The 23,891-nt window shown below is 72.9% G+C and carries 21 protein-coding genes; 5 read left to right on the top strand and 16 right to left on the bottom strand.

Translation table 11 applies throughout. The annotated features are described in order from the left end of the window. Positions 1 to 215 precede the first annotated feature (215 nt). The 3 genes from ABZ861_RS03470 (at position 216) to ABZ861_RS03460 (ending at position 3,300) form a co-directional block, all read left to right on the top strand. A complete protein-coding gene (locus ABZ861_RS03470) occupies positions 216 to 1,562 on the top strand; it encodes a DUF2252 domain-containing protein (RefSeq protein WP_361622930.1) in 1,347 nt (448 codons plus the stop codon). A gap of 69 nt (positions 1,563 to 1,631) precedes the next feature. After that, the gene (locus ABZ861_RS03465; RefSeq protein ID WP_361622927.1) at positions 1,632 to 2,369 is read left to right on the top strand and encodes a hypothetical protein; all 738 of its coding nucleotides are present in this window, start codon (positions 1,632 to 1,634) and stop codon (positions 2,367 to 2,369) included. Positions 2,370 to 2,457: 88 nt separating this feature from the next. Further along, positions 2,458 to 3,300, top strand: coding sequence for a thioredoxin domain-containing protein (locus tag ABZ861_RS03460; RefSeq protein WP_361622924.1), 843 nt, complete (start codon positions 2,458 to 2,460; stop codon positions 3,298 to 3,300). Positions 3,301 to 3,505: 205 nt separating this feature from the next. On the opposite strand, the gene ABZ861_RS03455 is transcribed toward ABZ861_RS03460, so the two are convergent. After that, on the bottom strand, positions 3,506 to 4,075 hold the full coding sequence (locus tag ABZ861_RS03455; RefSeq protein WP_361622921.1) for a dienelactone hydrolase family protein: 570 nt from the start codon (positions 4,073 to 4,075) through the stop codon (positions 3,506 to 3,508). 151 nt (positions 4,076 to 4,226) lie between these two features. Here ABZ861_RS03455 and ABZ861_RS03450 point away from each other — a divergent pair, with 151 nt between their 5' ends. Continuing rightward, positions 4,227 to 5,351, top strand: a complete 1,125-nt coding sequence (locus ABZ861_RS03450; protein WP_361622918.1) for a mechanosensitive ion channel domain-containing protein — start codon at positions 4,227 to 4,229, stop codon at positions 5,349 to 5,351. A 7-nt stretch (positions 5,352 to 5,358) separates the two neighbouring features. Here ABZ861_RS03450 and ABZ861_RS03445 read toward each other — a convergent pair whose 3' ends face one another. From ABZ861_RS03445 to ABZ861_RS03420, 6 genes are all read right to left on the bottom strand, one after another. Continuing rightward, the gene (locus ABZ861_RS03445; RefSeq protein ID WP_361622915.1) at positions 5,359 to 6,099 is read right to left on the bottom strand and encodes an SDR family oxidoreductase; all 741 of its coding nucleotides are present in this window, start codon (positions 6,097 to 6,099) and stop codon (positions 5,359 to 5,361) included. Positions 6,100 to 6,259: 160 nt separating this feature from the next. Continuing rightward, the gene (locus ABZ861_RS03440) at positions 6,260 to 7,846 is read right to left on the bottom strand and encodes a Na+/H+ antiporter (protein ID WP_361622912.1); all 1,587 of its coding nucleotides are present in this window, start codon (positions 7,844 to 7,846) and stop codon (positions 6,260 to 6,262) included. Between the two features lie 127 nt (positions 7,847 to 7,973). Beyond that, positions 7,974 to 8,450: a GNAT family N-acetyltransferase gene (locus tag ABZ861_RS03435; RefSeq protein WP_361622909.1), complete on the bottom strand. Its 477-nt coding sequence runs from the start codon at positions 8,448 to 8,450 to the stop codon at positions 7,974 to 7,976. Further along, positions 8,447 to 9,391 (bottom strand): RluA family pseudouridine synthase, encoded by a 945-nt coding sequence (locus tag ABZ861_RS03430; protein WP_361622906.1) that lies wholly within the window; start codon positions 9,389 to 9,391, stop codon positions 8,447 to 8,449. The genes ABZ861_RS03435 and ABZ861_RS03430 overlap by 4 nt, the downstream gene beginning before the upstream one ends. A gap of 64 nt (positions 9,392 to 9,455) precedes the next feature. After that, complete coding sequence (gene lspA / locus ABZ861_RS03425; protein ID WP_361622903.1) at positions 9,456 to 10,100, bottom strand: signal peptidase II; 645 nt, start codon at positions 10,098 to 10,100, stop codon at positions 9,456 to 9,458. 60 nt (positions 10,101 to 10,160) lie between these two features. Further along, the gene (locus ABZ861_RS03420) at positions 10,161 to 11,132 is read right to left on the bottom strand and encodes a TraR/DksA C4-type zinc finger protein (RefSeq protein ID WP_361622900.1); all 972 of its coding nucleotides are present in this window, start codon (positions 11,130 to 11,132) and stop codon (positions 10,161 to 10,163) included. Positions 11,133 to 11,704: 572 nt separating this feature from the next. Between ABZ861_RS03420 and ileS the strand changes: the two genes are divergently transcribed. After that, the gene (ileS, locus tag ABZ861_RS03415) at positions 11,705 to 14,845 is read left to right on the top strand and encodes an isoleucine--tRNA ligase (protein ID WP_361622897.1); all 3,141 of its coding nucleotides are present in this window, start codon (positions 11,705 to 11,707) and stop codon (positions 14,843 to 14,845) included. A gap of 240 nt (positions 14,846 to 15,085) precedes the next feature. On the opposite strand, the gene ABZ861_RS03410 is transcribed toward ileS, so the two are convergent. The 9 genes from ABZ861_RS03410 to ftsW form a co-directional block, all read right to left on the bottom strand. Further along, positions 15,086 to 16,300 carry a DivIVA domain-containing protein gene (locus ABZ861_RS03410; RefSeq protein WP_361622894.1) on the bottom strand — a complete coding sequence of 405 codons (1,215 nt, stop codon included), beginning with the start codon at positions 16,298 to 16,300 and terminating at the stop codon, positions 15,086 to 15,088. A 50-nt stretch (positions 16,301 to 16,350) separates the two neighbouring features. Continuing rightward, on the bottom strand, positions 16,351 to 16,641 hold the full coding sequence (locus ABZ861_RS03405; RefSeq protein ID WP_030167740.1) for a YggT family protein: 291 nt from the start codon (positions 16,639 to 16,641) through the stop codon (positions 16,351 to 16,353). A gap of 51 nt (positions 16,642 to 16,692) precedes the next feature. Further along, positions 16,693 to 17,334, bottom strand: coding sequence for a cell division protein SepF (gene sepF / locus ABZ861_RS03400; RefSeq protein WP_361622891.1), 642 nt, complete (start codon positions 17,332 to 17,334; stop codon positions 16,693 to 16,695). 127 nt (positions 17,335 to 17,461) lie between these two features. Then, positions 17,462 to 18,181, bottom strand: a complete 720-nt coding sequence (locus ABZ861_RS03395) for a YggS family pyridoxal phosphate-dependent enzyme (protein WP_361622888.1) — start codon at positions 18,179 to 18,181, stop codon at positions 17,462 to 17,464. 6 nt (positions 18,182 to 18,187) lie between these two features. Further along, on the bottom strand, positions 18,188 to 18,919 hold the full coding sequence (gene pgeF / locus ABZ861_RS03390) for a peptidoglycan editing factor PgeF (RefSeq protein ID WP_361622885.1): 732 nt from the start codon (positions 18,917 to 18,919) through the stop codon (positions 18,188 to 18,190). Continuing rightward, the gene (ftsZ, locus tag ABZ861_RS03385; RefSeq protein WP_361622882.1) at positions 18,916 to 20,112 is read right to left on the bottom strand and encodes a cell division protein FtsZ; all 1,197 of its coding nucleotides are present in this window, start codon (positions 20,110 to 20,112) and stop codon (positions 18,916 to 18,918) included. The genes pgeF and ftsZ overlap by 4 nt, the downstream gene beginning before the upstream one ends. Positions 20,113 to 20,390: 278 nt before the next feature. Further along, on the bottom strand, positions 20,391 to 21,185 hold the full coding sequence (locus ABZ861_RS03380) for an FtsQ-type POTRA domain-containing protein (protein WP_361622879.1): 795 nt from the start codon (positions 21,183 to 21,185) through the stop codon (positions 20,391 to 20,393). 27 nt (positions 21,186 to 21,212) lie between these two features. Next, the gene (gene murG, locus ABZ861_RS03375; RefSeq protein WP_361622876.1) at positions 21,213 to 22,301 is read right to left on the bottom strand and encodes an undecaprenyldiphospho-muramoylpentapeptide beta-N-acetylglucosaminyltransferase; all 1,089 of its coding nucleotides are present in this window, start codon (positions 22,299 to 22,301) and stop codon (positions 21,213 to 21,215) included. 6 nt (positions 22,302 to 22,307) lie between these two features. After that, positions 22,308 to 23,798: a putative lipid II flippase FtsW gene (gene ftsW / locus ABZ861_RS03370; RefSeq protein ID WP_361622873.1), complete on the bottom strand. Its 1,491-nt coding sequence runs from the start codon at positions 23,796 to 23,798 to the stop codon at positions 22,308 to 22,310. Between the last annotated feature and the right edge of the window lie 93 nt (positions 23,799 to 23,891).

Genomic DNA, 23,891 nt, shown 5'->3' with positions numbered 1-23,891 from the left:
GCGGCAGCGGACGCTGTGGGGGAACAGCGTCGAAGTCTATGCCCCGGCACTGACACGCGGCCGCCCTCCCCGCGTGCCTTCCGGCGGAGAGCCGGGCACTCCCGCGAGGCGTGCGACGTTGACGGGGGGAAGCGCGGGGAGACGTCCCGCGCCTCATCCGTCACTGTGAGTCACCGTCCATGACAGGCACCACCCGCACCAGGAGGCACCCAGCGATGTCGGTCCCCCAGCTCAGCGACGAGCAGCGCGGCGAGCAGATCCTCGCCGTCCTCGACACCGCCTTCGGCGAGCTGCTCGCCGCCGACCCGGCCGCGTTCCGCGTGAAGTTCCGCAAGATGGCGGCCTCCGCCTTCGCGTTCTACCGGGGCACGGCGTGCCTCTTCTACCACGACCTCGCCGCGGACGGCGGCGGCCGGACGGCGGGCGAGCGCGGCGTCGACTACCTGGACGAGCGCACCTCGCGCGTGTGGATCCACGGCGACCTGCACGCGGAGAACTTCGGCACGTACATGGACGCGAACGGGCGGCTGGTCTTCAACGTCAACGACTTCGACGAGGCGTACGTCGGCCCCTTCACCTGGGACCTGAAGCGCTTCGCGGCCTCGATCGCCCTGGTCGGGTACGCCAAAGCGCTCAGCGACGAGCAGATCACCGAGCTGGTGCGGCTGTACGCGGCGTCCTACCGGGAGCGGATCCAGGCCCTGGCCACCGGCGCCAAGAGCGACGAGGTGCCGCCCTTCACCCTGGACACCGCCGGGGGCCCGCTGCTGGACGCGCTGCGCGACGCCCGCTCGCTGACCCGCTTCGGGCTGCTGGAGTCGATGACCGAGATCCGGGACTTCGAGCGCCGCTTCGCGCCCGGCGGCGGCGCGGTGGAGCTGGACGCGGCCATCCGCTACAAGGTGCTGGCCGCCTTCGACGGCTATCTGGAGACGCTGCCGGAGTCCTCGCTGGCCCGCCCGGACTCCTACCGCGTGAAGGACGTGGTGGGCCGCCGCGGCATCGGCATCGGCTCGGCCGGGCTGCCGTCGTACAACGTCCTCCTGGAGGGCAACAGCGACGCCCTGGAGAACGACGTGGTGATCTACCTCAAGCAGGCCCAGACCCCGGCCGTCTCCCGGCACATCGCCGACCGGGCGATCCAGGAGTACTTCCAGCACGAGGGCCACCGCACGGTGATCTCCCAGCGGGCCCTCCAGGCGCACGCCGACCCCTGGCTGGGCTGGACCGAGCTGGACGGCGCCGGGCAGCTCGTCGCCGAGATCTCGCCGTACGCCGTCGACCTGGACTGGGACGACATCGACGACCCGGAGGAGATCGCCGAGGTCGTCGCGGACCTCGGCCGGGCCACGGCCGCCATGCACGCGGCGGCGGACGACCAGTCGGGCGAGTCGCTGGTGCCGTTCTCCACCGAGCGGGCCATCGACGCGGTGATCGCCGCCGACGAGGAAGGCTTCGGCCCGCTGCTGGCCGACTTCGCGCACGCCTACGGCGCCCGCGCGCGGGCCGACCACCAGATCTTCCTGGACCTGTTCCGCAACGGGCGGATTCCGGGTCTGTGACGGAAGGGCCGCGCACGGGCCCCCTTTAGACACCCCTTACCGGCGCACGTGACACACTCATCCCTCGCTATGGACATATCCGGGACCCCGCTCAGAGCCGCGCGCGCGGCGCTGTTCACGGCCGTGGTCGTGACGCTCAGCACCGCGTCGCACGTGCTGCTGTCCCAGGTCCCGCTGCCGCTGGACACAGTGGCCGCCGTCGCGGCCGTCGCGTTCCCGTTCGCCTACGCGCTGGCCGGGCGCGAGCGCGGCTTCGGGCGGATCGCCGCCCTGCTGGTCCCGCTGGAGCTGGCCGCCGACACGGTCTTCACCACCGGCCAGCACGTCTGCTACGGGCCCGCCGGCGGCCCGCTCGCCGGTCCGCTGCGCTCGGTCGGCTGGGACGTGCTGTGCGGCAGCGGCACGGACGTCGGCGCCCCCCTGACCCGGTGGAGCGGCGGCGGCGCGCAGCGCCCGCACGCCGGGCAGTGGCCGACCGGCGCCGGCCACCTCGCGGGGCTGCTCGCGCACGCCGGTCCGGCGACCGCCTGGCTGCTGCTCGCCGCGCACGTCGGCGTCGGCCTGCTCGCGGCCGGCTGGCTGCGCCGCGGCGAGCGGGCGGTGGCCCAGTCGCTGCGCGCGGCGGCCGCGACCGCGTTCCGCCCGCTGCTGGCGGCGGCCTCCGGCGCGGGCGCCGTCCCCCGCCCCCGCGCGGCCGCCCGGCCGCCGCGCCCGGCCGCGCCGCGCCGCTCCCCGCGCACCCGCCTGCTCGTGCACTCCCTGGGGCGGCGCGGACCGCCGTGCCCGGCGGCCGTCGCCCGCAGTTGAGCGGCGGCGGCCCGCCCCCGCACAGACGACTCCCACCCCCCATTGCTTCCGCGCGGCACGGCCGCGCGTCCCACAGGAGAACACCACCATGAGCAAGCGGAACAGCCAGTCGGCCAAGACGGCGGCCCGGGAGCGGCTGCGCGTCGAGCGCGAGCGCCAGGCCAAGCGCGACCGGACGAAGCGTCAGCTCCTCGTCGCCGGCGCGGTCGTCGTCGTGCTGGCGGCGGCCGGCGGCATCGGCTACGCCGTCGTGCAGGCCAACAAGCCGGGTCACTGGGAGGCCGAGAAGGGCGCGAAGGTCGTCGCCCCGGCCCACACCTCCGGCCAGGACGGCACGACCGTCGTCATCGGCAAGAGCACGGCCGCCAAGACCCTCAAGGTCTACGAGGACCCGCGCTGCCCGGTGTGCGCCCAGTTCGAGCAGACGGTCGGCACGACCGTGCAGAAGGACATCGACGACGGCAAGTTCAAGATCCAGTACATCGGCGGCACGTTCATCGACGGCGACGCGCTCGGCAAGGGCACGATCGGCTCGCGCGGCGAGGGCTCCAAGAACGCGATGAGCGCCCTGGGCGCCGCGCTGAACGTGAGCCCCGAGGCGTTCCTCCAGTACAAGACGGCGATGTACTCGGCCAAGTGGCACCCGGACGAGACCACCGACAAGTTCAAGGACGACGCCTACCTCCTCCAGATCGCGGACACCGTCCCCGCGCTGAAGGGCAACGCCGCCTTCGACACGGCGGTGAAGAAGGGCACGTACGACGCCTGGGCGCTGGCGATGTCCAAGACCTGGGACACCAACAAGGACGGCGTGACCGGCACGCCCAGCTTCGTCATGAACGGCAAGGTCCTCACCGCGCCGGGCGGCCAGAACCCGCCCATGACGGTGCAGCAGTTCGACTCGGTGGTGGGCGCGGCCCTGAAGGCCTGAACCGCCCGGCATCCGTGACGGGCGCTGAAGAGCGGGCGAAACCAGGTGCTGAAGAGCGGGCGAACTTCACCGGTTCGCCCGCTCTCTGCGTACGGTCAGTGATCTGCGGCCAACCGGCACGGCTACGGCGTCCTCGACGTCACCGCCCAGCGCGCGGGGCCCCGGGACTGCAACAGTTCCGGGGCTTCAGCGGCGCCGGGGCTCTCTAGAGGCCGTCGAGGAAGCCGAGCGCCACGCGCCAGGTGGCCTCGGCGGCCTCCCGGTCGTAGTCCGGCGAGTCGGGGTCGGTGTAGAGGTGGCCGGCCCCGGGGTACCGGTAGACCTCCACGTCGGCGCCGGCCCGGCCCATCTGGAGGTACCAGGCGCTCAGCCAGTCGTCCGTCTCGAACGGGTCGGGCTCGGCCACGTGGAGCTGGACCGGCAGATCGTCGACGTGGACCTCCGGGGCGAGGTCGGACGTGCCGTGCAGCAGGAGCAGTCCGCGGGCCCTCTCGTCGCCGAGGGCCAGCGTCTGGGCGACCGAGGCGCCCAGTGAGAACCCTGCGTACGCCATGCCGCGCTCCGAGTAGGGCGCGGCGGCCAGCACCGCGCGCCGCAGCAGCTCGTCCTTGCCGACGCTCTCCGTGAACTCCCCGCCCGCCTCGGCCGAGTCGAAGACGCGGCCCTCGAAGAGGTCCGGCGTCCACACCTCGTGCCCGGCCGCGCGCAGCCGGCCGGCGGCGTCGCGCACGGCCGGGGTGAGGCCCTGGGTCGAGTGGAAGAGCATGATGTTCATGAGGCCATCGTGCCATCCGGGGACGCCCGCGCCCGGTCGCCGCCGGGCGCCGTCGGCCGACGAGAGCCGCGCCACACCGCCGCGGGCGTTACCCGCGAACTTTTGGATCACACATGTTCATGCTCCCCGGCGGCCGGTTAGGTTCGGATGCATGGAGAACGTACTTCGCCCGCTGGTCGTGGTCGGCGGCTCCGTCGTGCTCACCCTGGTCATCGGCTGGGCCACCGACCTGCTGCTGAGCAAGGCCGACCAGCGGCGTCACGAGACGCCGCTGTGGGGGCTGCTGCGCCGCGCCCGCGTGCCCTATCAACTCGCCCTGTGCTCCGCCCTGCTGAGAGGGTCCTACGACCAGGCCGAGCTGCTGGAGAAGCACCACACCGGCATCGGCCGGACGCTGACCCTGGTGCTGATCGGGTCCGCCGCCTGGCTGGCGATCCGGATCGCCGCGGCGATCGTCGAGACCTCCTACTCGCGCTACGCCCACGGCCGCGCCCACCGGGATCCCGCCCGGGTGCGGCGCGTGCGCACCCAGGTCGAGCTGATCATGCGCGTGGTCTCGGCGGTCGTCATCGTGGTCGCCGCGGCCGCGATGCTGCTGACCTTCCCGGCGATGCGCGCGGCCGGCGCCTCGCTGCTGGCCTCGGCGGGCGTCCTCGGCATCGTCGCCGGCGTCGCCGCGCAGTCCACGCTGAGCAACTTGTTCGCGGGGCTCCAGATCGCCTTCGGCGACTTGGTGCGCATCGGCGACACCGTGGTCGTCGACGAGGAGTGGGGCACCGTCGAGGAGATCACGCTGACCTTCCTGACCGTGCGGACCTGGGACGAGCGCCGGATCACCATGCCGGTGTCGTACTTCACGTCCAACCCGTTCGAGAACTGGTCGCGCGGCACCCCGCAGATGACGGGCACCGTCTTCTGGCACCTCGACCACGCGGCGCCCCTGGAGGCGATGCGCGAGAAGCTGCGCGACATCCTGCGCGAGTGCCCCGCCTGGGACGGCCGCGCCCACAACCTGTACCTCACGGACACCGCCCCCACCACCGTGGAGGTCCGGGCGCTGGTGACGGCGAAGGACGCCGACGACATCTTCACGGTGCGCGTCGCGGTGCGCGAGGAGATGATCCGCTGGCTGCGCGAGCACCACCCGTACGCGCTGCCCCGCGTGCACACGGCCCACGTCCCGGAGGGGTCCGGCGCCGACGCCGATGCGCCGGAGCGGTCGCGCGGCCCCGGGGGCCGGCCCTCCCTCGACAAGTCGGGCTCGGGCCGGCGCTGAACCTGCTTCAGTGGCCGCGCTCCGCGCCGCCGTTGACCTGGATCACCTGCGAGGTGACGTGGGCGGCGGCCGGCGAGGCCAGCCAGTGCAGGGTGGCGGCGACGTCGCCGGGAGTGCCCGCGCGGCCGGTGGAGGTCTCCGCGACGCGCTGCGCGCGGAACTCCTCGTTCACGGCGCCGCCGAAGAAGTCGGTGTCCTCGATGTAACCGGGCGCGACCACGTTGACCGTCACCCCGCGCGGCCCCAACTGACGGGCCAGATCGTGGGCGTAGGGGTGCAGGGCGGCCTTGGCGGAGGCGTAGGCGCCGCTGCCGGAGCCGCGGTAGGCGGCGATGGAGCTGAGGAAGAGCACCCGGCCGCCGGGGTCGGCGAGCCGGTCCTTCAGGGCCTCGGTGAGCAGCACGGCGGTCAGGGTGTTCGTCCGGAAGTCAGAGGTCCAGTCGTCCGCGATCCGGTCCAGCGGGTCGTCCCGCTCCGCCCGCTCCTCGTGGCGCCCGGCGCCTCCGGCGCTGTGCACCAGCACGTCCACGGCGCCGAGTTCGTCGCCCACGAACCGGGCCGCCCCGCGCACCGCCGCCGCGTCACTGAGGTCGGCCGCGTAGACGAGCGCCCCGGGGACCTTGGCCTCGCGCAGCTTCTCCTCCCGCCGTCCGAGCAGCAGGACCCGGTCGCCGTCGGCCGCGAAGGCGTGCGCCGCGGCCCGCCCGATCCCCGTGCCTGCGCCGCTGATCACCACGTTGCGAGTCATGGTCGAAAGCCTAGGGCCTGCCGTCGCGTTCCCGTCTGCCCGGCGACGCCCGGCACGCACTCTCGCCGCACCGGCCGAAGGCCCGCACACGTCCCGTGCGAGGACTTCCCCTCCGGCCGTTCCCGCCGGGGCGACTCGACCGTGCGGGGCGCGGCCCGGGTCAGCGCAGGCTGCGCACGTCGAGGTGGCGCAGCACCCGGTCCACGATCTCCGGGTCCGCGCCGGGCTCGCTGCGCGCCGCCAGCACCTCGTGCCGGGCGGCGCTGAGCATCTCGTTCTGGATCCTGCGGGTGCGCCGGAGCCGGCGCACCCGCTTCGCGTGCGCCTCGTGCCGCTCCTCGTCCCCGATCTGCGGGTTGATCCTCAGCCCGATCTCGAAGGCCCGGCGCAGCATCTGCTCGGACAGGTCCTCGGGCAGGTCCTCGACCGACTCGATCTCCCGCAGCCGCCGCTTGGCCGCCTTGGCCGCGCGCACCGCCAGGGCCCGCTCGAACTCCTGCTCCACTTCGGTGTCGGCCCGCACGCCCAAGCGCTTGACCAGCCAGGGCAGGGTGAGGCCCTGGACCACGAGCGTGACCATGATCACCCCGAAGGCGATGAACACGATCTCGTCCCGGTCGGGGAAGTGCGCCCCACTCCGCGTGGTCAGCGGGACGGCCAGCGCGAGGGCCGCCGAGGCCACGCCGCGCATCCCGGCCCACCACATGACGACCGTCTCCCGCCAACTGGTCGGGATGTCCTCCTCCGTGTCGCGCATCGCGTGCAGGCGCCGGGTCAGCCAGGTCGCCGGCAGCAGCCACAGCAGCCGGACGAACACCACCACGCCGACCACCGCCCCGGCCCAGCCGAGCAGTTCGCCCCAGCGCCCGGAGGCGGTCCGCACGGCGTTGTGCAGCTCCAGGCCGATCAGGCCGAAGGCGACGCCGGTGACCAGGGTGTCCACCACGTCCCAGACGGTGTGCCCGGCCAGCCGGGTCATCACGTCGTCGGCGTCGGAGGCGTACTCGGCCAGGAACAGCGCGGTGGTGAGCACGGCCAGGACGCCGGAGCCGTGCAGCTCCTCGGCCAGCACGTAGGCGGCGTACGGCACGAGCAGGGTGAGGCCGATCTGGAGGGTGGCGTCCCCGAGCAGGTCGAGGAGCTTGTTCGTGCCCCAGCCGAGCGCCACGCCCACGACGACGGCGACCACCGCGGAGAGCACCAGGTCGAGCGCGGCCCGCCAGGCGGAGAACTCCCCGCTGACGGCGGCCGCGATGGCGACGTGGTAGAGCACGATGGCGGTGACGTCGTTGAACAGCCCCTCGCCCTCCAGGATCGACACCAGGCGGCGGGGCAGCCCGAGCTGCCCGGCCACCGCGGTGGCGGCGACCGGGTCGGGCGGGGCGACCAGCGCGCCGAGCGCCAGCGCGGCGGCCACCGACAGGCCCGGCACGATGGTGTGGGCGACGGCGGCGACGCAGAAGCCGGTGACGAACACCAGCGCCACGGCCAGCAGGAAGATCGGACGTTTGTTCGCCGTGAACTGCCGCCAGGAGGTGCGCCGTACGGCGGCGTAGAGCAGCGGCGGCAGCAGCGCGGGCAGGATCAGATCGGGCGGGATGTCGACGTCGGGCACGAAGTCGGTCAGCGCGAGCACGATCCCGAGCAGCGTCATCAGCACCGGCGACGGCAGCCCGAGCCGGTCTCCGACCGGGACGCTGATCACCGCCCCGAGCAGCACGATGAACAGCAGGGCCAACTGATCCACGCTTGGCGCTCCGGGAGGTCGGACGTACACACGGCAGGACTCAAGACTGCCATGCCCCCCTGCTCAGCGGCCTCTTGAGGCCGGGCGCCAGGGGCGCCGCGAGCCGGTGCGCCGTCCGGTCACGGCGCTAGAGCGCGCGCCGCATCGCCCGGTGCGGGATCCCGGCGTCCGGGAACTCGGGCCCGTACGCCTCGTAGCCCAGCCGCGCGTAGAAGCCGAGCGCGTGCGTCTGGGCGTGCAGGTCCATCGCCGCGAGGCCGCGGGCGCGGGCCGCGTCCTCAAGGGCGCGCACGAGGGCCACGCCGACGCCCAGTCCGCGGGCCCGCCGGGTGACGGCGAGCCGCCCGAGGGCGCCGACGCTCCCGTCGCCGCCGGTGCGCCCGGCGGCCGGCTCGCCGTGCAGCAGCCGCCCGGCGCCGAGCGGCGTGCCGTCCTCGCGCACGGCGAGCACGTGCACGGCGCAGGCGTCGAGGGCGTCGTACTCGATCTCCTCGGCGACGCCCTGCTCGACGACGAAGACCTCCCTGCGCACCGCGAAGCACGCCTCGCGGTCCGCGGGGTCCTCCGCGACGCGCACCTGGTACGACGGGGCGGTGCGGCTCACGCGTAGGTCTCCTCGCGGACCTGGTCGAGGGCCTTCTGAAGGTCCTCGGGGTAGTCGCTGGCGAACTCCGCCCACCGGCCGTCGCCGGGGTGCTCGAAGCCCAGCCGGACCGCGTGCAGCCACTGGCGGCCGAGCTTCAGCCGCTGGGCGAGGGTGGGGTCGGCGCCGTAGGTCAGGTCGCCGACGCAGGGGTGGCGGTGGGCGGCCATGTGCACGCGGATCTGGTGGGTGCGGCCGGTCTCCAGCTTGACGTCCAGCAGGGAGGCCGCGCGGAACGCCTCGATCAGGTCGTAGTGCGTGACGGACGGCTTGCCCTCGGCGGTGACCGCCCACTTGTAGTCGTGGTTCGGGTGGCGTCCGATGGGCGCGTCGATGGTGCCGCTGGTGGGGTCGGGGTGGCCCTGGACCAGGGCGTGGTAGCGCTTGTCGACCGTGCGCTCCTTGAACTGGCGCTTGAGCGAGGTGTACGCGTGCTCGGACTTGGCGACTGCCATCAGGCCCGAGGTGCCCACGTCGAGGCGGTGCACGATGCCCTGGCGCTCGGCGGCGCCGGAGGTGGAGATGCGGTAGCCGGCGGCGGCGAGGCCGCCGATGACGGTCGGGCCGCTCCAGCCGGGGCTGGGGTGCGCCGCCACGCCCACCGGCTTGACGATCACGACCACGTCGTCGTCGTCGTGCACGATCTCCATGCCCTCGACCGGCTCGGCGACGATCCGCACGGGCGCGGGCGCCTGCGGCATCTCGACCTCCAGCCAGGCCCCGCCGCGCACCCGCTCGGACTTGCCGACCACCGTGCCGTCGACCAGCACCTTGCCCGCGGCGGTCAGCTCGGCCGCCTTCGTCCGGGAGAAGCCGAACATGCGGGAGATGGCGGCGTCCACGCGCTCGCCCTCCAGGCCGTCCGGCACGGGCAGGGTACGGATCTCGGGAATCGTGCTCACCCGTCGAGTATGCCGGACGGGTGAAGCGGTCCCGCACCCGCGGGCCCCGCCCCCGCCGGCCGCCTCAGTCCTTGTGGACGGCGCCGTCCGGGTCCAGGCCGCGGAAGGACAGCAGCACGATCAGGATGCCGCCGCACACGATCGCGGAGTCCGCGAGGTTGAAGACCGCGAAGTGCTTGGGGGCGATGAAGTCGACCACCGCGCCCTCGAACACGCCGGGCGTGCGGAAGATCCGGTCGGTGAGGTTGCCCAGCGCGCCGCCCAGCAGCAGGCCGAGCGCGATGGCCCAGGGCAGGCTGTAGAGCTTGCGGGCGAGCCGGGCGATCACGACGATCACCGCGGCGGCGATCACCGTGAAGATCACCGTGTAGGCCTCGCCGAAGCTGAAGGCGGCGCCCGCGTTGCGGATCGCGTCTAGCTGGAGCCAGTCCCCGAGGAGGCGCACCGGCGCGTGGTGCTCCAGCTTGGCGACCACGATCAGCTTGCTGACCAGGTCGAGGGCGTACGCGCACGCCGCGACCGAGAACAGCACGGCGACCCGGCGCCGGCCCCGGGGCCGCTCGGCCGCCTCGCCGGCGGCGCCCGCCGTGCCCTGCGGCGCGGCCGTGCCGTCCGCTCCGGCGCCGTCCGGGCCGCCGGGCCGCTGCTGTCCCGGCCCCGCCGCGTCCGGGGTGTCCGGCGTACCGATGATGCGCTCCGCCTCTGCCACGTGAGTCCCTCGACCTAGGTGCTGACTGAGGACGAGCGTACGGCACGCCCGGCGCCCGGATCAGTACCGGCGTTCCTGCTTCTGCTTGCACTCCACGCACAGGGTGGCGCGCGGAAACGCCTGCATACGGGCCTTTCCGATGGGATTGCCGCAGTTCTCGCACAGGCCGTAGGTGCCCGCGTCCAGCCGGTCCAGCGCGCGCCCGGTCTGCACGAGCATCTCCCGGGCGTTGGCGGCGAGCGCCAGCTCGTGCTCGCGCGTGATGTTCTTGGTGCCGGTGTCGGCCTCGTCGTCGCCCGCTCCGTCGCCGGAGTCGCGCATCAGGCCCACCAGGGACTGCTCGGACGAGCTGATCTCGGCGCGCAGCCGCTGCTCCTCGGACTGCAGCTCCGCACGGGCCTGGTCGACCTCCTGCGGCGTCCAGGGGTCCTCACCCGGGCGCACCGCGAGGGGGCCCGGCTCCGCCGCCGCGGCGGGACGTGCCTTGGGGACCGCGGTCTCGGCCGCGGCAGCCCTGCCAGAAGTCTTCTTAGCGACCACCGTCGTGGCTCCCGTCTGCTTCGCGGCCCGCGCCGCGCCCGCCTTCTTGCCCGTGCTCTCGGCGCCGACGCGCTTGGCGCCCGCGCTCTTCGCGGTCGTGCCTTGTGCGTCCGCGGCTTTCGCGGTCGCGCTGTGTGCGTCCGCGGCTTTCGCGGTCGTGCTGTGTGCGTCCGCGGCCTTCGCGGTCGCGCTCTTCGCGGCCGTGCTCTTGGTGGCCTTGCCCTTGGAACCAGCGGCCTTCGCACCAGCGGCCTCGGCATCGGCCGCCTTCGCGCCCACCGGCTTCTCCCCGGCCTTCCTGCCCGCCGTCTTCGCGGCCGCCCGCTTCGGCCGCCGGGCGCCGTCCGGCGCCGACGACCCGGCAGCGGGGGTTCGGTGTGCCGACCCGGCAGCCGAGGTCCCCTGCGCCGACGACACGACGGCCGAGGTCCCGGCGCCCGAGGTCCGGGACCTGCCGGACGCCGACTGCTCGGCGGTCTTCTTCGCCACCATGCCCGCGGCCCCTTCACATAGTGTGACCATGCTCGCGAATCGTGCTGGGACGATAAATCGACTTGAGTCCCGCGGCAACGGGGCACGCCGCCCGATGCGTCCCCCGCGCGCGTGCCGCTCGGCCGGCATGCATCCGTTGTGCCCAGCTCACCGCCGTGTAATCCGGTCCGCCACGCGCGGCCGGGGCCGGAAACGGGGCGCCGCTCCATTCGGGGCGTCCCGCCCGCGGGAAACCGGGTCGGCCCGCGCCCCCGCGCGCCGTACACTGGGCGCAGCGAGAAGCGTGGATGGGGACGAGTAGCGGCGTACGCAGCCCAGAGCGACCCGGGGACGGTGTGAGCCCGGGGGCCGGCGCGGCGTGAAGATCACCCCGGAGCCGCCGGAAGAACGCACCCGTGCGAGCGGGGGCCAGTAGAGCCGGCATCGCGACCCCAATGAGGGGGCTCGCCGGAGCGCTGGACGCGCCGGGGAGCCAAGGAGGGTGGTACCGCGGGAGCGCGCCGCACGGCGTAGGCAGCACGAAGGCTCTCGTCCCTCCGACGGAAGGCAGAACGTCCGCCGGAGGAAGCTCCTTGAATACGCAGCCGCAGTACCGCCAGGTGCCCGCCCAGGTCGACCTGCCCGCGCTCGAGCACGCGGTGCTCGACTTCTGGCGCGAGCAGAAGATCTTCGCCAAGAGCCTGGAGCAGTCCGCGGGCCGCCCCGAATGGGTGTTCTACGAGGGGCCGCCCACCGCCAACGGCATGCCGGGCGCCCACCACATCGAGGCCCGCGTCTTCAAGGACGTCTTCCCCCGCTTCCGCACCATGCGCGGCTACCACGTGGGCCGCAAGGCCGGCTGGGACTGCCACGGCCTCCCGGTGGAGCTGGCGGTGGAGAAGGAGCTGGGCTTCAGCGGCAAGAAGGACATCGAGGCGTACGGCGTCGCCGAGTTCAACGACAGGTGCCGCGCGTCCGTGCTGCGCCACACCGACGCCTTCGCCGAGCTGACCACCCGTATGGGCTACTGGGTCGACCTCGACGACGCCTACGTGACGATGGACCCCGAGTACATCGAGTCGGTCTGGTGGTCGCTGAAGGAGATCTTCGGCAAGGGCCTGCTGGTCCAGGACCACCGCGTCGCCCCCTGGTGCCCGCGCTGCGGCACCGGTCTGTCCGACCACGAGCTGGCGCAGGGCTACGAGACGGTCGTCGACCCGTCCGTCTACGTCCGCTTCCCGCTGACCTCCGGCCCGCTGGCCGGACAGGCCGCGCTGCTGGTGTGGACGACGACCCCGTGGACCCTGGTCTCGAACACCGCCGTCGCCGTGAACCCGGACGTCGCCTACGTCGTCGCCACCGACGGCCGGGAGAAGCTGGTCGTCGCCGAGCCGCTGCTCGGCAAGGCGCTCGGCGAGGGATGGGAGACCACCGGCGAGACCTTCACCGGCGCCGAGATGGAGCGCTGGACCTACCAGCGCCCCTTCGAGCTGGTCGAGTTCCCCGAGCCGGCGCACTTCGTGGTGAACGCCGAGTACGTCACCACCGAGGACGGCACGGGTCTGGTCCACCAGTCCCCCGCCTTCGGCGAGGACGACCTCAAGGTCTGCCGCGCCTACGGCCTGCCGGTGGTCAACCCGGTGCGCCCGGACGGCGCCTTCGAGGACGGCCTCCCGCTGGTCGGCGGCGTCTTCTTCAAGAAGGCGGACGAACGGCTCACCGCCGACCTCGACGAGCGCGGCCTGCTCTTCCGGCACCTGCCGTACGAGCACAGCTACCCGCACTGCTGGCGCTGCCACACCGCGCTGCTCTACTACGCCCAGCCCTCCTGGTACATCCGCACCACCGCGGTCAAGGACCGGCTGCTGGAGGAGAACGAGAAGACCGACTGGTTCCCGGACACCGTCAAGCACGGCCGGTTCGGCGACTGGCTGAACAACAACGTCGACTGGGCGCTGTCCCGCAACCGCTACTGGGGCACCCCGCTGCCCATCTGGCGCTGCGAGGACGACCACCTGACCTGCGTGGGCTCCCGCGCGGAGCTGACCGAGCTGACCGGCGCGGACCAGTCGGGCCTCGACCCGCACCGCCCGTTCATCGACGACGTCGTCTTCCCCTGCCCGCAGTGCGGGAAGACCGCCGCCCGCGTGCCGGAGGTCATCGACGCCTGGTACGACTCCGGTTCGATGCCGTTCGCCCAGTGGGGCTACCCGTACAAGAACAAGGAGCTGTTCGAGAGCCGGTACCCGGCCCAGTTCATCTCCGAGGCCATCGACCAGACCCGCGGCTGGTTCTACACCCTGATGGCCGTCGGCACCCTGGTCTTCGACCAGTCCGCCTACGAGAACGTGGTGTGCCTGGGCCACATCCTGGCCGAGGACGGCCGCAAGATGTCCAAGCACCTGGGCAACATCCTCCAGCCCATCCCGCTGATGGACCAGCACGGCGCGGACGCGGTGCGCTGGTTCATGGCGGCCGGCGGCTCTCCGTGGGCGGCCCGCCGGGTCGGCCACGGCACCATCCAGGAGGTGGTGCGCAAGACGCTGCTGACCTACTGGAACACGGTGGCCTTCCAGGCCCTGTACGCCCGCACCTCCGGCTGGGCCCCCGGCGACGCCGACCCGGCGCCGGCCGACCGCCCCGTCCTGGACCGCTGGCTGCTCAGCGAGCTGCACGCGCTGACCGACCAGGTCACGCAGGCGCTGGAGGCGTACGACACGCAGCGCGCCGGCAAGCTGCTGTCCGCGTTCGTGGACGACCTGTCCAACTGGTACGTCCGCCGCTCGCGCCGCCGCTTCTGGCAGGGCGACAAGGCCGCGCTGCGCACGCTGCACGAGGTCCTGGAGACGGTCACGAAGCTGATGGCGCCGATCACCCCGTTCATCGCCGAACGGGTCTGGCAGGACCTGGTCGTGCCGGTCACCCCGGGCGCCCCGGAGTCGGTGCACCTGGCGAGCTGGCCGGAGGCCGACCTGTCCGCGGTCGACCCGGAGCTGTCCCGGCAGACGGCGCTGGTGCGGCGGCTGGTGGAGCTGGGCCGGGCCACCCGCGCGGAGTCGGGCGTCAAGACCCGCCAGCCGCTGCGGCGGGCGCTGATCGCGGCCGCGGGCTTCGACTCCCTGGACCGCGAGCTGCACGCGCAGATCACGGAGGAGCTGAACGTGGAGGCGCTGGCCTCGCTCAGCGAGGTCGGCGGCTCGCTGGTGGACACCACCGCCAAGGCCAACTTCCGCGCGCTGGGCAAGCGGTTCGGCAAGCGCGTGCAGGAGGTGGCGAAGGCGGTCGCCGGCGCCGACGCGGCGGCGCTGTCGCTGGCGCTGCGCGAGGGCACGGCGTCGGTGGAGGTCGACGGCGAGACGATCGCGCTGGCGCCGGACGAGGTGATCATCACGGAGACCCCGCGCGAGGGCTGGTCGGTGGCCTCCGACGCGGGCGCGACGGTGGCGCTGGACCTGGAGATCACGGAGGAGCTGCGCCGCGCGGGCCTGGCCCGGGACGCGATCCGGCTGATCCAGGAGGCCCGCAAGAACAGCGGCCTGGACGTCGCGGACCGCATCGCGCTGCGCTGGACCTCCACGGACCCGGCGGTCATCGCCGCGCTGTCCGCGCACGCGGGGCTGATCGCCGAGGAGGTGCTGGCGACGGACTTCGCCCAGGGCGAGGCGGACGGCGGCTACGGCGAGACGTTCACCGACGAGGGCCTGTCGCTGACGTTCCGCCTGCGCAAGGTCTGACCCCGGCGGGGCGGGGCGCGCGTCCGAAGAGACGCCCGCCCCGCCGCCGTCCCGCGCCACCGCCATTCGGGTGACCGAGACCGCCCGCGCGGCTCCGTCGCGCGGCGCCGCGCCCCGCGTGCCCGCGCCGTGTCGCGCCTCCCGGTCCCGGACGAAACGAACGGCCCCCGGAGGAGAACCTCCGGGGGCCGTTCGCGCAGACTGCCGACTGCTTCTGCGGGGGACCGCTCTAGGCGGCCGTCAGTTGTCGTCCTCGTCGATCAGGAAACCGCGCATCGGCGACGGCGCCTGTCCCATCGGGGACGGGCCCTGCGGACGGACCGGCGCCATCGGCTGGGTCATCGCCGGGGACATCTGCTGCTGGCCGCCGTAGGACGGACCGGCCGGGGACGGGCCGCCGCCCATCGCCGGGTTGCCGCCGCCGTAGGACGGGGCGCTGGCGCCGGCCGGGGCCATGGAGGGCGCCGGGGACGGCGGCAGCGACGCGGCCGCGGGGGCGCGCGGCGGGGCTAGCGAGTCGTCCGACTGCGTCTCGAGCTGACGGAGCTGGGACTCCAGGTAGGACTTCAGCCGCGTGCGGTACTCGCGCTCGAAGCCGCGCAGGTCCTCGACCTTGCGCTCCAGCGTGGCGCGGGCGGACTCCAGGGAGCCCATCGCGACGCGGTGCTTCTCCTGGGCGTCCCGCTCCAAGGCGTCCGCCTTGGCGCGGGCGTCGCGCTCCAGACCCTCGGCACGCGAACGCGCCTCACCGACGATCTTGTTGGCCTCGGACCGGGCCTCGGCGATCGCCTGGTCGGCGGTCTGCTGGGCCAGCGACAGCACCCGGGCGGCGCTGTCGCCGCCGGGGCCCTGACCCATCGGGCCGGGACCGCCCATGTGACCGGGGCCCATCGGACCCGGGCCCATCTGACCCTGCATCGGGCCCTGACCCATACCCTGCATCGGACCCTGACCCATCGGACCCTGACCCATCGGACCGGGACCCTGACCCATCGGACCCTGACCCATACCCTGCATCGGACCCTGACCCATCGGGCCCGGACCCATCGGACCCTGGCCCTGCGGGCCCTGACCGCCGGGGCCTGCGGGAAGCTGCGGGGCGCCGCTCGGCAACTGAGGCGGGCCGCCCATGGGGCCGCCCATCTGCTGCTGCGGCGGGCCCGATATCCCGGCGGGCACCGGGGCGCCCGGACCGCGCATGCCCTGCGGAGGCATGCCCTGCTGATGCTGCTGGTCCTGCGGCTCCGGGGGCTTGCGCATGTTCTGCTGGTTCTGGGCGGCCGCACGGGTGGCCGCGGCCAGCTTGGCGCGCAGGTCCTCGTTCTCGCGCAGGAGACGTGTCAGCTCGGCCTCGACCTCGTCGAGGAAGGCATCGACCTCGTCCTCGTCATAGCCTTCTCGGAGGCGGACGGTCGTGAACTGCTTGTTCCGCACGTCCTCGGGGGTCAACGGCATCTCTTCACCTCAGTAGTCATCGGCAGTCGGCAAGACCGTGTCGTCCACTGTCACGTCGCCAGGTTTCCCACAATGGCGATCAACACGTAAACGATGATCATCAGAACGAAGAAGGACAGGTCGAGCGCCACGCCCCCGAGACGCAGCGGCGGGATGAACCGCCGCAGAAGCTTCAGCGGTGGATCGGTGACAGTGTAAGTGGCCTCCAGAACGACCACCATCGCCTTGCCGGGCTGCCACGAGCGGGCGAACTGGAACACGTAGTCCATGACCAGCCGGAAGATCAGCACGATGAGGAACACCATCAGCGCGATGTAGAGAACCTCCATGGCCACGCCCATGATCGGTGCTTCCCTCTCCCCTGTTCCCTGGCGGTCTTCCGATGACGCGTCTCAGCTCTGGTTGAAGAACCCGCCCTCTGCGATGCGGGCCTTGTCCTCAGCCGTGACATCGACGTTAGCAGGCGACAACAGAAACACCTTCTGCGTCACCCGCTCGATGCTGCCGTGCAGGCCGAACACCAGCCCGGCCGCGAAGTCGACAAGTCGCTTCGCGTCCGTGTCGTCCATCTCCGTCAGATTCATGATCACCGGAGTGCCCTCACGGAAGTGTTCCCCGATGGTACGGGCCTCGTTGTAGGTCCGGGGGTGCAGCGTGGTGATCCGGTACGGCTCACGTTCGGACACGACCTTGGGCATGATCACCGGTGCGTTCTTCTCCAGGCTGGCGCGTTCTTGTGTGATGGACGCCACGGGCGCGATCCGCGCCGGACGTCCCGATTCCGCCGGAAGCGAAGCGGAATGGGACACAGGTTCCCGTGGTGCCGGAGGCTGCACCATGCGTACCGGTTCTTCCCTTTGCGCCTGATGTGCCCCGTGCGGCAGGTGCGACGGCTCGTGCCGTCGCCGGTCACGCTCCGGCTCCGGGTCCAGTTCGGGCTCGAACTCGTCGTCGGGGTCGAAGCCCCGGCCGTCGTACCCATCGTCCTCCACGAGGCCGAGGTAGACCGCCATCTTGCGCATCGCGCCGGCCATGCTCTGAGTCCTCCGCTCTGTGGTGGATCGGCTGACGACCGCCAAGTCCCCGCGATCCACGAGGTCGTTGCGCCTGCTTCGGCGGTGTTGACCATATTTTCTGCTGTGGTCCGACTTCTTGGCGACGTTACCGGAGCCTGGGGCGGACTCCGAGTACCGAGGTGCCGACGCGCACATGTGTCGCCCCGGCGGCCACGGCCTGCTCCAGGTCCGCACTCATGCCTGCCGAGACCATGGTGGCAGCCGGATGGGTCCCGCGCAGGTCCGTCGACAAATCCATGAGACGTTCGAAGGCCGCCCGTTGACGGCCGGCGTACTCCCCGGCGAGCGGGGCGACGGTCATCAGACCGTCCAGCCTGAGCCCGTCGGCGGCGGCGACCAGGTCGGCCAACTCCGCGACTCCGCCCGGCGCCACGCCGCCCCGCTCCCCCCGGCCGCTCTCCCCCGCGTCCAAGGCGACCTGGATGAGGCAGCCCAACTCGCGCTCCGCGCGCACCGCCTCCTGGGAGAGCGCGGCGACCAGCCGGGCGCGGTCGACGGACTGCACGACGTCGGCGTATTCAAGAACGGATCGCGCCTTGTTGGTCTGGAGCTGCCCGACGAAATGCCAGGCGAGCGGCAGATCCGCGCACCTAGCGGCCTTGGCCGCCGCCTCCTGGTCGCGGTTCTCCGCGACCTGGCGGACCCCGAGTTCCGACAGGATCCGCACGTCCGCCGCCGGGTGGGTCTTGGTGACCACGATCAGGGTCACCTCCTCGCGCGGACGGCCCGCCGCCGCGCACGCGGCGGCGATGCGCTCCTCCACCGTCGCCAGGTTCGCGGCGATCTCCGCTCTGCGGTCCGTCATGTCCGATCAGTCCAGCCAGACATAGCCGGCGAGCCGGCCGGTGGTGCGGTCGCGGCGGTAGGAGAAGCAGTCCTTCGACTCCCGCGTGCACACCGGCGACTGCTCCCGGTCGCGCACGCCGAGGCGCTCCAACTGCGCGTGCACCGCGGCGCTCACGTCGACGGCCGGCGTGCCCCAGCTCGTCTCGGCGTACGCCGCCGGTTCGGCCGCGGCCGCTTCCGCGCGCATCGCCTCCGGCACCTCGTAGCAGCGGCCGCACACGGCGGGGCCGGTGCGGGCGACGATCCGGGCGGGGTCGGCGCCGAGTCCGGTCATCGCGCGGACGGCGGCCGGGACCACCCCGGCCATCATGCCGGGCCGTCCGGCGTGCGCCGCCGCCGCGATCCCCGCGACGGGGTCGGCGAGCAGCACCGGGGTGCAGTCGGCGGTGAGCACGGCGAGCGCGAGCCCGCGCCGGCGGGTGACCACCGCGTCGACGGCGGGGACGCCGGACGCGGCGTCCCACGGCCCGTCGACGACCGCCGCGTCCGCGCCGTGCACCTGGTTCATCCAGACCACCTGGCCCGGATCGAGTCCGAGGGACCGGGCGGCCCGTTCGCGGTTGGCGGCCACGGCGCCGGGGTCGTCGCCGACCGCGCCGCCGAGGTTCAGCTCCTCGTACGGAACGGCGCTCACCCCGCCCCACCGGTCGGTGAAGGCGAAGTGCGCGCCGCTCACGGTGTCGCGCTGCCCTATCACTTCAAGAAGTCCGGTACGTCCAGTTCCTCGGCCGCGCTGTCCGAGTAGGTCCGCGGGGCGGGCGGGACCGGCGCGGCGGGTTCGCTCACCGGCTCGGGGGCCTGGGGCTCGGGCTCCTCCTTCGGCGTCACGCTGCCGAGCGAGCCGAAGGTCGGGCGGCTCTCGGACTGGCGGGCCGGCGCGGACTCCTCGCGGCGGGGCGCGGCGGAGGCCGAGCCCAGGACGTTGTCCCGGCGGGCCGGCGGCTGGCCGCCGTCGAATCCGGCCGCGATGACGGTGACCCGGACCTCGTCGCCGAGGGCGTCGTCGATGACCGCGCCGAAGATGATGTTCGCCTCGGGGTGGGCGGCCTCGCTGACCAGTTGGGCGGCCTCGTTGATCTCGAACAGGCCGAGGTCGGAGCCGCCGGAGATGGACAGCAGCACTCCGCGGGCGCCGTCGATGGAGGCTTCGAGCAGCGGCGAGGAGATCGCCATCTCGGCGGCGGCCACCGCGCGGTCGTCGCCGCGGGCCGAGCCGATGCCCATGAGGGCCGAACCGGCCTCGGACATGACCGACTTGACGTCGGCGAAGTCGAGGTTGATCAGGCCGGGGGTGGTGATCAGGTCGGTGATGCCCTGCACGCCGGAGAGCAGCACCTGGTCCGCGGACTTGAACGCGTCGAGCACGCTGACCTGGCGGTCCGAGATGGACAGCAGCCGGTCGTTGGGGATGACGATGAGGGTGTCGACCTCTTCGCGCAGCTCGGCGATGCCGTCCTCGGCCTGGTTGGCGCGGCGGCGCCCTTCGAAGGTGAACGGGCGGGTGACCACGCCGATGGTGAGGGCGCCGAGCGAGCGGGCGATGTTGGCCACGACGGGCGCGCCGCCGGTGCCGGTGCCGCCGCCTTCGCCGGCCGTCACGAAGACCATGTCGGCCCCCTTGAGGACCTCCTCGATCTCCTCGCGGTGGTCCTCGGCGGCCTTGCGGCCGACGGCCGGGTTGGCTCCGGCGCCGAGTCCGCGGGTGAGTTCGCGGCCGACGTCGAGCTTGACGTCGGCGTCGCTCATCAACAGCGCCTGCGCGTCGGTGTTGATGGCGATGAACTCGACGCCCTTGAGACCGACCTCGATCATCCGGTTGATGGCATTGACACCACCGCCGCCGACACCGATGACTTTGATGACTGCGAGGTAGTTCTGCGGTGCTGCCACGTCGAAGGCCTCTCGCCTCGAGTTACGTGTCGCCGTCTCGCGTTTGCCCGCGATCCGCCGACTGATGCCGAATGGGACGGTCCGTAATGCCGACCCGAACCCTAACGTTGAAGTTTAGGGTTACCAGTGTGCCTGTTCCGTGAAGTCTTCTGAACAGGACACTAAGTCGACACGTGGCGCCCGTTCAACGAACACGCCGAACCTCCCGTTTTTCTTTTCACCCTATGTGATCAGGCATAGCGGTGCCCAGCCAGGGTGCTGGCCTGGTCAGATGTGCGTCAACTCGTGGATGACGCGGGGGCGGTGGGGGCGCTCACGTCGAAGTGCCGTGCGCGCGGGGCCGCTTTCAGCAGGGCCGTGAGCGCGCGGGCCTTCCCGGCGCCGTCCTCGCCGCTGCCCCAGTTCACCGTGCGGCCGCCGGTCAGCTCCAGCGAGATGTCGTCGTAGGTACGGACGTTCACGGTGCGGGTCTGGCCCGCGACGGCCCTCGGGAGGCGCCCGGCGACGGCCACCGCCTCGCGCACCAGCGCGGCCTCGTCGAAGCGCCGCGCGCTGGCCGCCGCCGAGCCGGTGCGGGAGAGGGACAGCCGCAGGACGGGAGCGCCCGTCGGCGCCTGGGCGACGGTGGCGAACCGGACGCCCTCGGCGTCCACTTCGACGAACTTCCCGCCCCTGTCCTCCACCATGACCGCGGTGCGCTCGACCACCTTCAGCGCGATGCCGTGCGGCCAGGAGCGCTCCACGTCGACCGAGTCGACGCGGGACAGGCGGCGGCGCAGCCGGGCGGCGACGGCGCCGGTGTCCACCGAGGCGAGCGGATCGCCCGTCGGGACCGCAGCGGCGGCGCGCACCTGGGCGGGCGTCAACACCCGTGTGCCGGACACGGTCACGCGCTCCACGCGGGTCCACGCGGAGCCGTACAGGAGCCACAGGGCGCCGCCGCCGAGGAGGGCGGCGGCCAGCGCCCCGACCGCGACGGTGCGCGGGCGGGGCCGCCGGAGCCTGCGGATCGGGGGCGGGCCGGACGACTCCCGCCAGCGGTCGCCGCGTTCGGCGGTCGTCGGTCCGGCCACGCTTCAAGCCCCTTCGCTCACATGGTCCTAGCGGTGCGAGGCGATGGCCTCGCGCACCATGCCGACGAGCAGGTCGTCGGCGTCCCGGCGGCCGAACTCGGCCGCGGCGCGGGACATCTGGTACAGCCGGTGCGGATCGGCCAGCACGGGAAGGAGGTTGTGCTGGAGCCACTCGGGGGTGAGTTCCGCGTCGTCGACCAGGAGGCCGCCGCCGGCCTTCACCACCGGCTGGGCGTTCAGCCGCTGTTCGCCGTTGCCGATGGGCAGCGGGACGTAGGCGGCCGGGAGTCCGACGGCGGTGAGTTCGGCGACGGTCATCGCGCCCGCGCGGCAGAGCATCATGTCTGCCGCGGCGTACGCGAGGTCCATCCGGTCCAGATAACTTACCGGGATGTAGGGGGGCATGCCCGGCATCTGCTGCACTTGCGGCAGTTCGTTCTTCGGGCCGACCGCGTGCAGGATCTGGATGCCTGCCTGCTGGAGCCACGGGGCGACCTGCTGGACCACCTCGTTGAGCCGCCGGGCGCCCTGGGAGCCGCCGGAGACCAGCAGGGTGGGCAGGTGGGGGTCGAGCCCGAACGCCGCGCGCGCCGCGGGGCGTACGGCCGCGCGGTCCAGGGTGGCGATGGCCCGGCGCAGCGGGATGCCGATGTAGCGGGCGCCGCGGAGCTTGCTGTCGGGGGTGGAGACGGCCACCTGGGCCGCGTAGCGCGAGCCGATCTTGTTGGCCAGGCCGGGGCGGGCGTTGGCCTCGTGGATCACGATGGGCACGCCGAGCCGCTTGGCGGCCAGGTAGGCGGGCAGGGCGACGTAGCCGCCGAAGCCGGCCACGGCGTCCGCCTTGGTGCGCTCCAGGATCTGCTCGGCCGCCTTGATGGTGCCGCGCAGCCGGCCCGGCACGGTGATCAGTTCGGGAGTGGGCTTGCGCGGCAGCGGCACCGCCGGGATCAGCGCCAGCTCGTAGCCCCGCTCGGGCACCAGCCGGGTCTCCAGACCGCGCTCCGTGCCCAGGGCCGTGATCCCCACGGTCGGGTCCTGCCTGCGCAGGGCGTCCGCGAGGGCGAGCGCGGGCTCGATGTGGCCCGCGGTACCTCCGCCGGCGAGTACGACATGCACCGAAATTCACCGCTCTCCGGACGGACGCGCCGCCGAGGCGCGCCGTCGCATCGTGTTCCATCTCCGAGGCTCCTGACCGGATCCCCGACCCGATCCTGCCCCGGATCCCCGGACGGATCCGCGGCCGGAGCGTGCGCCGGGCTCCCGTCCGGCGCCGCCGCCGGGCTTCCGGTCGGCGCCCCGCACGGGTTTCCGGCCGGAAGCCCGGCCGGCCGTGGAGCCTCCTGCCCGCTTTCTGCCAAAGCGAGGCTGCCGCATGGCAAGCGCCGCCCGCGCACCGGGCTCGTCTCGCGCGAAGGCGATCAGCAGCCCGATGGCGAACATCGTCGGCAGCAGGGCGGACCCGCCGTAGGAGAACAGCGGGAGCGGGACGCCGGCGATCGGCAGCAGGCCGAGCACCGCACCGATGTTGATCACCGCCTGCGCGATGATCCAGGTGGTCACGCCTCCCGCGGCGTACCTCACGAAGGGGTCCTCCGTGCGTCCGGCCACGCGGATGCCCGCATAGCCTAGAGCCGCGAACAGGGCGAGCACCGACAGCGTCCCCGCCAGGCCCAGTTCCTCACCGGTGACGGCGAAGATGAAGTCCGTGTGGGCTTCGGGCAGTTGTCCCCATTTCTCCACACTCGCGCCGAGGCCGGAGCCGAAGAGGCCGCCGGAGGCCAGCGCGTAGATGCCGTGCACCGCCTGCCAGCACTTGGAGGCGTCGGAGGAGCCGACGCAGGCGAACCGGCCCAGGCGGTTGGGGCTGGTCTTGATCAGGATCAGGCCGATCAGCGCGGCGACCGACAGCACGCCGACGAAGAGCCGGGTGGGGGCGCCCGCCAGCCACAGCAGGCCGAAGAGGATGGCGGTGAGGATGATCGCGGTGCCCATGTCGCCGCCTAGCATGATCAGTCCGAGCAGCATGAAGGCGACCGGCACCAGCGGCACCAGCATGTGCTTCCACTGGGTCAGCAGCCGCCGCTCCTGCTTGCGCGCGATCAGGTCGGCGCCCCACAGCACCAGCGCCAGCTTGCCGATCTCGCTGGGCTGGATCTGGAAGGAGCCGCCCAGCGAGATCCAGTTCTGGTTGCCGTTGACCGACATCCCTATCCCCGGCACCTGCACCAGCGCCATCAGGAAGACCGCGCCCGCCAGGATCGGATAGGCCAGCGCCCGGTGCAGTCTGACCGGCATGCGCGCGGCGGCGAGCAGCAGGACAGCGCCGATCGCGGCCGCCAGGAGCTGTTTGCGGAAGAAGTACGAACCGGGCAGCGCCATCTGGAGCGCGGTGACCTGGGAGGCCGAGTAGACCATCACCAGGCCCAGCACGGTGATCAGCGAGCCGCCGCCGAGGATCAGGTAGTAGGCGGTGAGCGGGCGGTCCCACGCCTTGCGGGCGCGGTCGAGGAGCTGCCGTGCGGGGTTCTGGCGCGGGACGCCGCCGGGGGCGGGCCGTCCGGCGGCCCGCTGAACGGGCGGGCGGCCGGTGCGGCTGGGAGAGCTACCGGGCATCTCGGCCTCCGCTGTACGTCGGCCGCATCCCTCTGATCCGGCTCGCGGGTCCCACGCGTCCCTCCCGAGGTCGCCCGGCGGCGGGGGCGGCCG

This window comes from Streptomyces sp. NPDC046985 (genome assembly GCF_040644415.1).
Lineage (GTDB): Bacteria > Actinomycetota > Actinomycetes > Streptomycetales > Streptomycetaceae > Streptomyces.
The sequence above is the reverse complement of the archived record's forward strand: the minus strand, read 5'-3'. Positions and strand labels throughout refer to the sequence as shown.

Bases quoted from the DNA above. Each gene is read 5' to 3' on its own strand.
- ftsW (WP_361622873.1), bottom strand. From the start codon at position 23,798: ATGCCCGGTAGCTCTCCCAGCCGCACCGGCCGCCCGCCCGTTCAGCGG.
- ABZ861_RS03410 (WP_361622894.1), bottom strand. From the start codon at position 16,300: ATGCCGTTGACCCCCGAGGACGTGCGGAACAAGCAGTTCACGACCGTC.
- ABZ861_RS03455 (WP_361622921.1), bottom strand. From the start codon at position 4,075: ATGAACATCATGCTCTTCCACTCGACCCAGGGCCTCACCCCGGCCGTG.
- ABZ861_RS03395 (WP_361622888.1), bottom strand. From the start codon at position 18,181: ATGACGGACCGCAGAGCGGAGATCGCCGCGAACCTGGCGACGGTGGAG.
- ABZ861_RS03465 (WP_361622927.1), top strand. From the start codon at position 1,632: ATGGACATATCCGGGACCCCGCTCAGAGCCGCGCGCGCGGCGCTGTTC.
- ABZ861_RS03450 (WP_361622918.1), top strand. From the start codon at position 4,227: ATGGAGAACGTACTTCGCCCGCTGGTCGTGGTCGGCGGCTCCGTCGTG.
- ABZ861_RS03460 (WP_361622924.1), top strand. From the start codon at position 2,458: ATGAGCAAGCGGAACAGCCAGTCGGCCAAGACGGCGGCCCGGGAGCGG.
- sepF (WP_361622891.1), bottom strand. From the start codon at position 17,334: ATGGCCGGCGCGATGCGCAAGATGGCGGTCTACCTCGGCCTCGTGGAG.
- ABZ861_RS03445 (WP_361622915.1), bottom strand. From the start codon at position 6,099: ATGACTCGCAACGTGGTGATCAGCGGCGCAGGCACGGGGATCGGGCGG.
- ABZ861_RS03405 (WP_030167740.1), bottom strand. From the start codon at position 16,641: ATGGGCGTGGCCATGGAGGTTCTCTACATCGCGCTGATGGTGTTCCTC.
- ABZ861_RS03420 (WP_361622900.1), bottom strand. From the start codon at position 11,132: ATGGTGGCGAAGAAGACCGCCGAGCAGTCGGCGTCCGGCAGGTCCCGG.
- ABZ861_RS03470 (WP_361622930.1), top strand. From the start codon at position 216: ATGTCGGTCCCCCAGCTCAGCGACGAGCAGCGCGGCGAGCAGATCCTC.